Here is a 12,499-nt window from a genome sequence, read left to right on the forward strand (position 1 = left end):
CCGCACTACGAAGCACCGTTAACCAAGGAGCCGCAGTTGACCACCGAGTTCGCGCGCCAAGACCTGGCCCAAAACTCCGGTAACGCAGGCGAACCCGACCGGGTCCGAGTGATCCGTGAAGGAGTTGCCTCTTATCTACCCGACATCGATCCGGATGAGACGGCCGAATGGCTGGAGTCGTTCGACGACATGCTCGAACGGCATGGGTCCGCTCGCGCGCGCTACCTGATGTTGCGCCTGTTGGAGCGATCGCGGGAGAAGCGCGTCGCCATCCCCGCCCTGACGTCCACCGACTACGTCAACACCATCCCCACCGAACTGGAGCCCTGGTTCCCCGGTGACGAGGACGTCGAGCGCCGCTACCGGGCCTGGATCCGCTGGAACGCGGCCATCATGGTGCACCGCGCACAGCGGCCGGGAGTCGGTGTGGGCGGCCACATTTCGACCTACGCCTCGTCGGCGTCGCTGTACGAGGTCGGGTTCAACCACTTCTTCCGCGGGAAATCCCATCCCGGCGGCGGCGATCAGATCTTCATCCAGGGGCACGCCTCCCCCGGCATCTACGCCCGCGCCTTCCTCGAGGGCCGGCTGACCGCCAACCAGTTGGACGGGTTCCGCCAGGAGCACAGCCACGCCGGCGGTGGCCTGCCGTCCTACCCGCACCCCCGGCTGATGCCCGATTTCTGGGAATTTCCGACGGTGTCGATGGGGCTGGGCCCGATGAACGCCATCTACCAGGCGCGGTTCAACCACTACCTGCACGATCGCGGCATCAAGGACACCTCCGATCAGCACGTGTGGGCCTTCCTGGGTGACGGCGAGATGGACGAGCCGGAGAGCCGCGGCCTGATCCAGGTGGCCGCCAACGAGGCGCTGGACAACCTGACCTTCGTGGTCAACTGCAACCTGCAGCGCCTGGACGGACCGGTGCGCGGCAACGGCAAGATCATCCAAGAGCTGGAGTCGTTCTTCCGCGGCGCGGGCTGGAACGTCATCAAGGTGGTGTGGGGCCGAGAGTGGGACGCGCTGCTCCACGCCGACCGCGACGGCGCCCTGGTGAACCTGATGAACACCACCCCCGACGGGGACTACCAGACCTACAAGGCCAACGACGGCGCCTACGTGCGCGACCACTTCTTCGGCCGCGACCCGCGCACCAAGGCCCTGGTGGACCCGATGACCGACACCGAGATCTGGAATCTCAAGCGGGGCGGTCACGACTACCGCAAGCTGTATGCCGCCTACCGGGCCGCGATGGAGCACAAGGGCCAGCCGACGATCATCCTGGCCAAGACCATCAAGGGCTACACGCTGGGGCAGCACTTCGAGGGCCGCAACGCCACGCACCAGATGAAAAAGCTTGCGTTGCAAGACCTCAAGGGCTTCCGCGATGTCACCCGGGTGCCGATCAGCGATGCCCAGCTCGAAGAGAACCCGTACCTGCCGCCGTACTACCACCCCGGGCCCAACGCCCCGGAGATCCGCTATCTGCTGGATCGCCGGCGCACCCTGGGCGGGTTCGTCCCCGAACGCCGCACCAGGACCAAGGCGCTCAACCTGCCGGGCAGCGACGCCTACAAGCCGCTGAAGAAGGGCTCCGGCACCCAGGCCGTGGCCACCACCATGGCGACCGTGCGTACGTTCAAGGAACTGTTGCGGGACAAAGAGATCGGGCCGCGTCTGGTGCCGATCATCCCGGACGAGGCGCGCACCTTCGGCATGGACTCGTGGTTCCCCAGCCTGAAGATCTACAACCGTAACGGGCAGCTCTACACCGCGGTGGATTCCGAACTGATGTTGGCCTACAAGGAATCCGAGGTCGGCCAGATCCTGCACGAGGGCATCAACGAGGCGGGGTCGACGTCGTCGTTCACCGCTGTCGGGACGTCGTACGCCACCCACAACGTGCCCATGATCCCGATCTACATCTTCTATTCGATGTTCGGGTTCCAGCGCACCGGTGACGGGCTGTGGGCGGCCGCCGACCAGATGGCCAAGGGCTTCGTGTTGGGCGCCACTGCCGGGCGCACCACGCTGACCGGTGAGGGCCTGCAGCACGCCGACGGGCATTCGCTGCTGCTGGCCTCGACCAACCCGGCGGCCGTCACCTATGACCCGGCGTTCGCGTACGAGATCGCCTACATCATCGAGAGCGGCCTCAAGCGGATGTACGGCGAGGACCCGGAGAACATCTTCTTCTACATCACCATCTACAACGAGCCGTATGTCCAGCCCGCCGAGCCGGCGAACTTCGATCCCGAAGGTCTGCTCAAGGGCATGTACCGCTACCGGGCGGCCACCGAGAAGCGCACCAGCACGGCGCAGATCCTGGCCTCGGGTGTGGCCATGCCGGAAGCGCTGCGCGCGGCCGATCTGCTGGCCGCCGAGTGGGATGTGGCCGCCGATGTCTGGTCGGTGACCAGCTGGGGCGAGCTCAACCGCGACGGCGTGGCGGTGGAGAAGCAGCGGCTGCGCCATCCCGACCAGCCGGCCCCGACCGCCTACGTCACCCAGGCGCTGGCGCAGACGGCCGGCCCCGTCGTCGCGGTGTCGGACTGGATGCGGGCGGTGCCCGAGCAGATCCGCCCGTGGGTGCCGGGCACCTACGTCACGCTGGGCACCGACGGGTTCGGCTTCTCCGACACCCGCCCGGCCGCGCGGCGGTACTTCAACACCGACGCCGAGTCGGTGGTGGTGGCGGTGCTGGAGGCGCTGGCCCGCGACGGTGAGATCGATCCGTCGGTGGCCATCGCGGCGGCCAAGCAGTACCGCATCGACGACGTGGCCGCGGCCGAGGTGTCGTTCGTCGACACCGGCAGCGCCTAGACCCGACCGTTTGTGCGGTGTCATACGCCTCGCCCGGTGCGTCGCGTATGACACCGCACAAACGCCGGGCGGCTCTTACGCGGTGCCAGTCTTACAAAACACCGGCGTAGATTTTAGAGATGCCCGACAAACGCACCATCCCGCCGCCGTCCACGCTGGGCGTGCTGCAGACGGTGCCGGATTCCGCGTTGCGCCGGCTCAAGCAGTACTCGGGCCGGCTGGCCACCGAGGCCGTGCACGCCCTGGAGGAACGGTTGCCGTTCTTCGCCGACCTGGAGGCCTCCCAACGCGCCAGCGTGCATCTGGTGGTGCAGACCGCGGTGGTGAACTTCGTCGAGTGGATGCGCGACCCCACCAGCGACGTCAGCTACACCGCCCAGGCCTTCGACGTCGTCCCCCAGGACCTGCGCCGACGGATCGCGCTGCGGCACACCGTCGAGATGGTGCGGGTCACCATGGAGTTCTTCGAAGAGGTGGTGCCGCTGCTGGCCCGCACCGACGAACAGCTCAGCGCGCTGACCGCGGGCATCCTGCGCTACAGCCGGGACCTGGCCTTCGCGGCCGCCACCGCCTACGCCGACGCCGCCGAGGCGCGCGGCGCCTGGGACACCCGGATGGAGGCCAACATCGTCGACGCCGTGGTCCGCGGGGACACCGGCCCGGCCCTGCAGTCCCAGGCGGCCGCACTGAACTGGGACGCCACCGCACCCGCGACGGTCATCGTGGGTTATCCGCACCCGGACCGGATCGACCTGGCCAGCGGGGACGTGCACGATGTCGCGTTGCGCAACGGCCGCACCGCCCTGTCGGACGTGCACGGCACCTGGCTGGTGACCATCGTGTCGGGATCGCTGTCCCCGACCGACCGGTTCCTGGCCGATCTGATGAGCGTGTTCGCCGACGGCCCGGTGGTGATCGGCCCGACCGCGCCGACCCTGACCACGTTGTACCGCAGCGCATCCGAGGCGATCTCGGGCATGCGCGCCGTCGTCGGGTGGGGCGGCGCGCCGCGGCCGGTGTCGTCGCGGGAACTGCTGCCCGAGCGGGCACTGCTGGGCGACGCGCTCGCGCTGGCCGCGCTGGAAACCGAGGTGATGCGACCGTTGGCCGACGCCGGTCCCGCGCTGACCGAAACGCTGGACACCTACCTGGACTCCGGGGGCGCGATCGAAGCGTGCGCACGCAAATTGTTCGTTCATCCAAACACCGTGCGGTACCGGCTGAAACGGATCGCCGACTTCACCGGTCGCGATCCGACGGTGCCGCGCGATGCGTACGTCCTGCGGGTGGCCACCACGGTGGGCCGATTGCGGCGTGACGCAGGCCACTTCAACGGGTCAATCGCCAGTACAACCGTGCCGCACGGCGGCCAAACCGCGAAGTTGGGGAGCCAGATTCCGACATAACAGATCGCGAAGCGGTCTCGGGCGGGTCGCATCACGTGCACTTTTGTAGAAACTCCACAAAAGAATAAGACAAGGTTCATAATCTCTTACACGGCGCGGAGACGAGTCCACAGTGTTTTCTTAATCCCGTGCTTGCATTGCTTGCTCCCGGACAGGGATCCCAGACCCCCGGCATGCTCACCCCGTGGCTCGAGCTGCCCGGTGCTGCCGAGCGCCTGGCCGCGTGGTCGGAGATCGCCGGGCTGGACCTGGCCCGGCTGGGTACCACCGCCACCGCCGAGGAGATCACCGATACCGCGGTGACGCAGCCGCTGGTCGTGGCCGCCACGCTGTTGGCCCACCAGGAGCTGACCAAGCGCAACCTGATCACCGACGACACCGCGGTTGCCGGCCACTCGGTCGGTGAGATCGCCGCCTACGCGATCGCCGGTGTCATCTCGCCCGACGACGCGATCAAGCTGGCCGCCACCCGCGGCGCCGAGATGGCCAAGGCCTGCGCGCTGGAGCCCACCGGGATGGCCGCCGTGCTCGGTGGCGACGAGGCAGAGGTGTTGGCCCGCCTGGAGTCGCTGGACCTGATCCCGGCCAACCGCAACGCCGCCGGCCAGATCGTGGCCGCCGGTGCGACCGCCGCGCTGGAGAAGCTGGCCGAGGATCCGCCGGCCAAGGCCCGGGTTCGGGTGCTGGCCACCGCCGGGGCCTTCCACACCCACTACATGGCACCCGCCGCCGAGGGTTACGCCGCCGCGGCCGCGACGGTGCCCACCAACGAGCCGACGGCCACCCTGCTGTCCAACGCCGACGGCCAGCCCGTCGCCGACGCGGCCGACGCGATGGCCAAGCTGGTTGCCCAGATGACCCGGCCGGTGCGCTGGGACCTGTGCAACGAGACCCTGCGGGGTCTGCAGGTGAAGGCGATCGTCGAGTTCCCGCCCGCCGGGACGCTCGTCGGCATCGCCAAACGAGAGCTGAAGGGCACGCCGACGCACGCGGTGAAGGCCCCCTCAGACCTGGACGGGCTCGCCGAGCTCTGACCGGTTGTTCCAACCCCGAAAGACGTTCCACCCAAGAAGCTCCGACCGCCGGAGCGAAGTAACCCAAGAAATAGAAGGAGCCATCGTGGCCGCCAGTCAAGAAGAAATCATCGCCGGCCTCGCCGAGATCATCGAAGAGGTCACCGGCATCGAGCCTTCCGAGGTGACCCTGGAGAAGAGCTTCGTCGACGACCTGGACATCGACTCGCTGTCGATGGTCGAGATCGCCGTGCAGACCGAGGACAAGTACGGCGTGAAGATCCCGGACGAGGACCTGGCCGGCCTGCGCACCGTCGGTGACGTCGTCGCCTACATCCAGAAGCTCGAGGAAGAGAACCCCGAGGCCGCCGCCGCACTGCGCGATAAGTTCGGCAAGTGACCCGACCTTCCACTGCTAACGGCGGTTTCCCCAGCGTTGTGGTGACCGCCGTTACGGCAACTACTTCCATCGCTGCGGACATCGAGAGCACGTGGAAGGGCCTGCTGGCCGGCGAGAGCGGCATCCGGGTCCTCGAGGACGATTTCGTCACCAAGTGGGACCTTCCGGTGCGCATCGGCGGCCATCTCGTCGAGTCCATCGACGAGAAGATGACCCGGCTGGAATTGCGACGCATGTCGTACGTGCAGCGGATGGCCAAGTACATCGGCAACCAGCTGTGGGACAGCACCGGCCGGCCGGAAGTCGATCCCGACCGGTTCTCGGTCGTGATCGGCACCGGTCTGGGCGGCGGCGAGAAGATCGTCGAGACCTACGACGCGATGAACGAGGGCGGCCCCCGCAAGGTGTCGCCGCTGGCCGTGCAGATGATCATGCCCAACGGCGCTGCCGCCGTCGTCGGCCTCGAACTCGGGGCCCGCGCCGGCGTCATCACTCCGGTCTCGGCCTGTTCGTCGGGCTCGGAGGCGATCGCGCACGCGTGGCGCCAGATCGTCATGGGTGACGCCGACATCGCCGTGTGCGGCGGTGTCGAGGGCGGTATCGAGGCGCTGCCGATCGCGGCGTTCTCGATGATGCGCGCCATGTCCACCCGCAACGACGACCCGGCCGGTGCGTCGCGCCCGTTCGACAAGGACCGCGACGGATTCGTGTTCGGCGAAGCCGGTGCCGTGATGGTCATCGAGACCGAGGAGCACGCCAAGGCCCGTGGCGCCAAGCCGCTGGCCCGCCTGCTCGGTGCCGGTATCACCTCGGACGCCTTCCACATGGTGGCCCCGGCCCCGGACGGCATCCGAGCTGGTGCGGCCATGAAGCGGGCGCTGGAGACGGCGGGCCTGTCCCCCAAGGACATCGACCACGTCAACGCGCACGCCACGGCCACCCCGATCGGTGACACCGCGGAGGCCAACGCCCTGCGCGTCGCCGGTGTGGAGCACGCCGCGGTATACGCACCCAAGTCGGCACTGGGTCACTCGATCGGCGCCGTCGGCGCCCTGGAGTCGATCCTGACGGTCCTCGCCCTGCGCGACGGGGTCATCCCGCCGACGCTGAACTACGAGACGCCCGACCCCGAGATCGATCTCGATGTCGTTGCGGGCGAGCCTCGATACGGCGAATACCAGTACGCCATCAACAACTCGTTCGGGTTCGGTGGCCACAATGTGGCCCTGGCCTTCGGGCGGTACTGAGGTACGGAAGGAACATCTCGGCAATGGCGGGAGTCACCGGCATCTCGACGGGGAACGGTCTGCCCAATGTGGTCGTCACTGGCATTGCCATGTCGACGGCGTTGGCAACCGATGCTGAAGGCACCTGGAAGAAGCTGCTCAACGGGGAGAGCGGCATCCGTAAGCTCGACGATCCGTTCGTCGAGCAGTACGACCTTCCGGTTCGCATCGGTGGACATCTCCACGAGGATTTTGAAGACGACCTGACACGTGTCGAGAAGAGGCGCCTGTCCTACCTCCAGAAGATGGCGACGGTCCTGGGCCGTCGTGTCTGGGAAAACGCGGGTGCACCCGAGGTGGATCCCCGCCGGCTGATGGTCTCCGTCGGCACCGGGCTGGGATCCACCGAGGAACTCCTGTTCGCCTACGACGGGATGCGCGAGCGCGGCCTCAAGGCCGTCTCGCCGCTCGTCGTGCAGATGTACATGCCCAACGGGGCAGCGGCCGCCATCGGACTCGAGCGCAAGGCCAGGGCCGGGGTCAGCACCCTGGTTTCGGCCTGTGCCTCGGGTTCGGAGGCGATCGCGAACGCCTGGCGCAACATCGTGCTGGGCGAGGCCGACATCGCCATCACCGGCGGTGTCGAGACCAAGATCGAGGCGGTGCCGATCGCCGGTTTCGCCCAGATGCGGATCGTGCTGTCCACCAGCAACGACGATCCCGAAGGCGCCTGTCGCCCGTTCGACAAGGACCGCAACGGCTTTGTCTTCGGTGAAGGCGGCGCGCTGCTGGTCATCGAGACCGAGGAGCACGCCAAGGCCCGCGGCGCCAACATCCTGGCCCGCATCATGGGCGCCAGCGTCACCTCGGACGGCTACCACATCGTCGCGCCGGACCCCAACGGTGAGCAGGCCGGCTACGCCATGACCCGGGCGATCCAGCTCGCGGGGCTGCAGCCGTCGGACATCGACCACATCAACGCCCACGCCACCGGCACCAACGTCGGCGACGTGGCCGAAGGCCAGGCCATCAACAACGCGATGGGCGGCCACCGACCCGCGGTCTACGCGCCCAAGTCGGCGCTGGGGCACTCGGTCGGGGCGGTCGGCGCGGTCGAATCCATCCTCACGGTGCTCGCCTTGCGCGACGGCGTCATACCGCCCACCCTGAATCTGAAGAACTTGGATCCGGATATCGACCTCGACGTGGTGGCCGGTGAACCGCGCTACGGCGACTACCACTACGCAATCAACAATTCGTTCGGTTTCGGCGGGCACAACGTCGCACTCGCCTTCGGCAAGTACTGACCCGCTCACCGCGGAGATCAAGGAGAACCCCTACATGACAACCATGGCCCCCGAGGCGGCTGCCGAATCCCTTGATCCCCGCGACCCGCTGCTGCGGTTGTCGACGTTCTTCGACGACGGCACCGTGGAACTGCTGCACGAGCGCGACAAGTCCGGGGTGCTGGCCGCCGCGGGCACCGTCAACGGCGTGCGCACCATCGCCTTCTGCACCGACGGCACCGTCATGGGCGGGGCCATGGGCATCGAGGGCTGCGCGCACATCGTCAACGCGTACGACGTCGCCATCGAGGAGCAGTCCCCGATCGTCGGGATCTGGCACTCCGGTGGTGCGCGGCTGGCCGAGGGCGTCAAGGCGCTGCACGCGGTCGGTCTGGTGTTCGAGGCGATGATCCGGGCCTCCGGTTACATCCCGCAGATCTCTGTGGTGGTCGGCTTCGCCGCCGGCGGCGCCGCCTACGGCCCGGCCCTGACCGACGTCATCGTGATGGCGCCGGACAGCAAGGTCTTCGTCACGGGCCCCGACGTGGTGCGCAGCGTCACCGGTGAGGACGTCGACATGGTGTCCCTCGGCGGCCCCGAGGCCCACCACAAGAAGTCCGGCGTGTGCCACATCGTCGCCGACGACGAGCTGGATGCCTACGAGCGTGGCCGCCGTCTGGTCGGATTGTTCTGCCAGCAGGGCCATTTCGACCGCAGCAAGGCCGAGGCCGGCGACGTCGACCTCAAGGCCCTGATGCCCGAGTCCGCACGCCGCGCCTACGACGTGCACCCGATCATCGAGGCCCTGCTGGACAACGACGCCCCCTTCGAGGAGTTCCAGTCCCGCTGGGCCCCGTCGATCGTGGTCGGCCTGGGCCGGCTGGCCGGGCGCACCGTCGGCGTGATCGCCAACAACCCGCTGCGCCTGGGCGGCTGCCTGAACTCCGAAAGTGCCGAGAAGTCTGCGCGTTTCGTGCGGCTGTGCGATGCGTTCGGCATCCCGCTGGTCGTGGTGGTGGACGTGCCCGGCTACCTGCCCGGTGTGGACCAGGAGTGGGGTGGCGTGGTGCGCCGCGGCGCCAAACTGCTGCACGCCTTCGGTGAGGCCACCGTTCCGCGCGTCACCCTGGTGACCCGCAAGATCTACGGCGGCGCGTACATCGCGATGAACTCCCGCTCACTGAACGCCACCAAGGTGTTCGCCTGGCCGGACGCCGAGGTCGCCGTGATGGGTGCCAAGGCCGCCGTCGGCATCCTGCACAAGCGCAAGCTGGCCGCCGCGGCCGATCACGAGCGCGACGCACTGCACGAGGAACTGGCCGCCGAACACGAGCGGATCGCCGGTGGGGTGGACTCGGCGATCGAGATCGGCGTGGTCGACGAGAAGATCGACCCGGCGCACACCCGCAGCAAGATCACCCAGGCGCTGGCCGAAGCGCCGCACCGGCGTGGCCGGCACAAGAACATCCCGCTGTAACGACGCGCTACCGGATGGCCTGGGCTTCGCCCCGGGCCATCCGTCGTTTCCGATGAGTTTCGCGGTCCGGGGAGGTCTATCGGGCCATGGTGCAACTGCTCAAGGTCCAGAACTTCAACGTCTCCCAGGACGGCTTCGGCGCAGGCGTCGGCCAGAGCTTCGAGCGTCCGTTCGGCCACGCCGACCCGGCCACGATGTTCGCCTGGTGCGGGGCCACCGCCAGCTGGCCCAACCGCACCGAGCCGGGTGGCAGCCGCGGTCTGGACGACTACCTGACCAGGGACTTCCACCACAACATCGGTGCCGAGATCATGGGCCGCAACAAGTTCAGCCCGCACCGCGGGCCCTGGACCGGCGATGCCGCCCGCTGGACGGGCTGGTGGGGTGACGAGCCGCCCTTCCACACCCCGGTGTTCGTCATGACGCATCACGAACGCCCGTCGTTCACGTTGGGCGACACCACGTTTCACTTCGTCAGCGGCGACCCCGCGACGGTGCTGGCCCAGGCCCGCGAGGCCGCCGGCGGCAAGGATGTCCGGCTCGGCGGCGGGGCGACGACCGTCCGGGCGTTCCTGGACGCCGACCTGGTCGACACGTTGCATGTCGCGGTCTCACCGGTGACGCTGGGCGCCGGGTCACGCCTGTGGGAGAGCCCCGACGAGCTACTGGACAGGTTCCTCTGCGATGTCGTACCGAGCCCCAGTGGGGTCACCCATCACCTGTTCTGGCGGCGCTAGTGCACCTCGGCGACGAACTCCGCGGCCACCTCGGCGACCCGTGCCCGGTCGTCGGGGACCAACCCGATGCGGGTCCGCCGGTCCAGGATGTCCTCGGCCGTGAGCGCGCCCTCGTGGGTGACGGCGAATTCGAACTCCGCGCGCAGCACGTCGATTCCGTCGGCGACCGGTTCGGCGGGCCGCGCACAGTTCGCGCCGGCGAGCACCTCTACGGCCTCCGCCCCGTACCGCGCCACCAGTGAAGTGGGCAGTCCGGCAACGGTTTCCCGGGTCGCGCCGACCAACGGGAGGTCACGGGTGCGGCAGGGCGCCGCGGTGATCCCACGCAGCGCGACGGCCCGGTCCAGGACATCCTCGGCCATGTAGCGGTATTCGGTGAGCTTGCCGCCGATCACGCTGAGCACCCCCGACGGTGATTCGGTGATGGCGTGTTCCCGGGATACGTCGGCGGTCCTACCGGTTCCGGTGTCGATCAGCGGTCGCAGCCCCGCGTAGGCGCCGCGCACATCACCGGGGTGCAGTTGGGTCTGCAGCGCGGTGTTCACGGTGTTCAACAGGAACGCCACCTCCTGCGGTGTCGCCTGCGGCACATCGGGAATCGGGCCCGGCGCCTCTTCATCGGTGAGCCCCAGGTACACCCGGCCGAGCTGTTCGGGCATTGCGAACACGAACCGGTTCACCTCACCGGGTATCGGAATGGTCAGCGCTGCAGTCGGATTGCCGAAGGCCGCGGCGTCGAACACCAGATGGGTACCGCGGCTGGGGCGCAGTCTGATCGAGGGGTCCACCTCGCCCGCCCAGACACCGGCCGCGTTGACGACGGCGCGTGCGCTCAGGCCGAACGATTCTCCGGTCAGTTCGTCGGTCAGGGTGACGGTGGTGCCGGTGGCCGCGGAGGCCGCCACCCTGGTGAGGATGACGGCCCCGTGCCCGGCGGCGGTGCGGGCCACCGCGGTGACCAGCCGGGCGTCGTCGATCAACTGCCCGTCGTAGGCTAGGAATCCCCCGTCCAAGCCGTCGCGGCGCACGGTCGGCGCGAGCGCGATTGCCCGGGCGGCGTCCACCCGGCGTGACCGCGGCAGCAGGGTGGCCGGGGTGCCGGCCAGTTTGCGCAGCCCGTCGCCTGCGACGAAGCCGGTGCGCACCAGCGCGCGGGCTGCCCGGCCCATCGCCGGCAGCAGCGGCACCAGTTGTGGCATCGCCTTCACCAGGTGAGGAGCTGTGCGCGACATCAGGATTCCGCGTTCGACGGCGCTGCGCCGGGCGATGCCGACGTTGCCCGTAGCCAAGTACCGCAGCCCGCCGTGCACCAGTTTGGAGCTCCACCGGCTGGTGCCGAAGGCCAGATCGTGCTTCTCGACCAGCGCGACGGACAGGCCGCGGGTGGCGGCATCCAGGGCGATACCGGCCCCGGTGATGCCCCCGCCGATCACGACGATGTCGACCCGACCGGCGTCGGCCAGCGCCGCGAGTTCGCGTTGCCTGCGGGCGGCGTTGAGGGCGGTGGTCATGGTTTGAGGTATCCGTTCAGCGAGTGTTCGAGTTCGACCGCCAGCGCGTCGGCGTCCAGGATGGGGGCGACCATCTGCGCGGACTGCACCGCCGACTGGGTGATCAGCAGGCACATGGCGGCCAGTTGCCGCGGATCACCGGGCCGCACACTGCCGTGCTCCTGAGCGAGCTTGAGCTGACCGGCGAGCGCGTCGATCAGGACCTGTTGGCTGGTGCCCAACCGTTCGGCGATGTACACCATGGCCAGGTCCGGCGCGGTGTGCAGCACCGACATCACGATGTCGTCGTGGCGCAGCCGTTCGGCCACCGCGACCATGCGCTGCACCAGCGCCACCCGGCCGTCGCCGTGCTCCCCCACCTCCGTCAGCACGCGGACGATCCGGGCGGTCAGCAACGCGGCCAGGATCGAGCGGGTGTCGGGCCAGCGCCGGTACACCGTCGGCCGGCTCACGCCCGCCCGGCGGGCGATTTCGGCCAGCGTCACCCGGTCGATCCCGTAGGCCAGCACGCAGCTCGCGGCGGCCTCCAAGATCCGATCCTCGAGGGAACCCTCGTTACTGATTGACACCATATGTAATACTGTAACGCATGACTGGTCCGGACGTGTCGCTCTTAC

10 protein-coding genes are annotated in these 12,499 nt (G+C 68.5%); 8 read left to right on the forward strand and 2 right to left on the reverse strand.

The window, feature by feature from the left end:
• The first annotated feature begins 36 nt into the window (after positions 1-36).
• From aceE to BN977_RS06590, 8 genes are all read left to right on the forward strand, one after another.
• Complete coding sequence (gene aceE, locus BN977_RS06555; protein WP_036396780.1) at positions 37-2,826, forward strand: pyruvate dehydrogenase (acetyl-transferring), homodimeric type; 2,790 nt, start codon at positions 37-39, stop codon at positions 2,824-2,826.
• A gap of 119 nt (positions 2,827-2,945) precedes the next feature.
• Positions 2,946-4,232 (forward strand): PucR family transcriptional regulator, encoded by a 1,287-nt coding sequence (locus tag BN977_RS06560; protein WP_024454232.1) that lies wholly within the window; start codon positions 2,946-2,948, stop codon positions 4,230-4,232.
• A gap of 128 nt (positions 4,233-4,360) precedes the next feature.
• Entirely contained in the window at positions 4,361-5,266 is a 906-nt protein-coding gene (locus BN977_RS06565) for an ACP S-malonyltransferase (RefSeq protein ID WP_084172424.1), read from the forward strand.
• An 85-nt stretch (positions 5,267-5,351) separates the two neighbouring features.
• Entirely contained in the window at positions 5,352-5,645 is a 294-nt protein-coding gene (gene acpM, locus BN977_RS06570) for a meromycolate extension acyl carrier protein AcpM (RefSeq protein WP_036396784.1), read from the forward strand.
• Entirely contained in the window at positions 5,642-6,892 is a 1,251-nt protein-coding gene (gene kasA, locus BN977_RS06575) for a 3-oxoacyl-ACP synthase KasA (RefSeq protein WP_036396785.1), read from the forward strand. Before acpM ends, kasA begins: the two co-directional genes overlap by 4 nt.
• A gap of 23 nt (positions 6,893-6,915) precedes the next feature.
• Entirely contained in the window at positions 6,916-8,178 is a 1,263-nt protein-coding gene (gene kasB / locus BN977_RS06580) for a 3-oxoacyl-ACP synthase KasB (protein ID WP_024454228.1), read from the forward strand.
• 34 nt (positions 8,179-8,212) lie between these two features.
• Positions 8,213-9,634, forward strand: coding sequence for an acyl-CoA carboxylase subunit beta (locus BN977_RS06585; RefSeq protein ID WP_036396787.1), 1,422 nt, complete (start codon positions 8,213-8,215; stop codon positions 9,632-9,634).
• 86 nt (positions 9,635-9,720) lie between these two features.
• The gene (locus tag BN977_RS06590; RefSeq protein ID WP_036396788.1) at positions 9,721-10,371 is read left to right on the forward strand and encodes a dihydrofolate reductase family protein; all 651 of its coding nucleotides are present in this window, start codon (positions 9,721-9,723) and stop codon (positions 10,369-10,371) included.
• Here the strand turns inward: BN977_RS06590 and BN977_RS06595 are convergent.
• Entirely contained in the window at positions 10,368-11,882 is a 1,515-nt protein-coding gene (locus BN977_RS06595) for a glycerol-3-phosphate dehydrogenase/oxidase (protein WP_036396790.1), read from the reverse strand. The two genes, BN977_RS06590 and BN977_RS06595, sit on opposite strands and share 4 nt — an antisense overlap.
• The gene (locus tag BN977_RS06600) at positions 11,879-12,454 is read right to left on the reverse strand and encodes a TetR/AcrR family transcriptional regulator (protein WP_024454225.1); all 576 of its coding nucleotides are present in this window, start codon (positions 12,452-12,454) and stop codon (positions 11,879-11,881) included. Before BN977_RS06600 ends, BN977_RS06595 begins: the two co-directional genes overlap by 4 nt.
• Between the last annotated feature and the right edge of the window lie 45 nt (positions 12,455-12,499).

Origin of the sequence: Mycolicibacterium cosmeticum (assembly GCF_000613185.1) — a bacterium.
Classification (GTDB): Bacteria; Actinomycetota; Actinomycetes; order Mycobacteriales; family Mycobacteriaceae; genus Mycobacterium; species Mycobacterium cosmeticum.

What these genes read in the sequence shown, in the direction of transcription:
- BN977_RS06560 (WP_024454232.1), top strand. Translation starts at nt 2,946, where the DNA reads ATGCCCGACAAACGCACCATCCCGCCGCCGTCCACGCTGGGCGTGCTG.
- kasB (WP_024454228.1), top strand. Translation starts at nt 6,916, where the DNA reads ATGGCGGGAGTCACCGGCATCTCGACGGGGAACGGTCTGCCCAATGTG.
- BN977_RS06585 (WP_036396787.1), top strand. Translation starts at nt 8,213, where the DNA reads ATGACAACCATGGCCCCCGAGGCGGCTGCCGAATCCCTTGATCCCCGC.
- BN977_RS06590 (WP_036396788.1), top strand. Translation starts at nt 9,721, where the DNA reads ATGGTGCAACTGCTCAAGGTCCAGAACTTCAACGTCTCCCAGGACGGC.
- BN977_RS06595 (WP_036396790.1), bottom strand. Translation starts at nt 11,882, where the DNA reads ATGACCACCGCCCTCAACGCCGCCCGCAGGCAACGCGAACTCGCGGCG.
- BN977_RS06600 (WP_024454225.1), bottom strand. Translation starts at nt 12,454, where the DNA reads ATGGTGTCAATCAGTAACGAGGGTTCCCTCGAGGATCGGATCTTGGAG.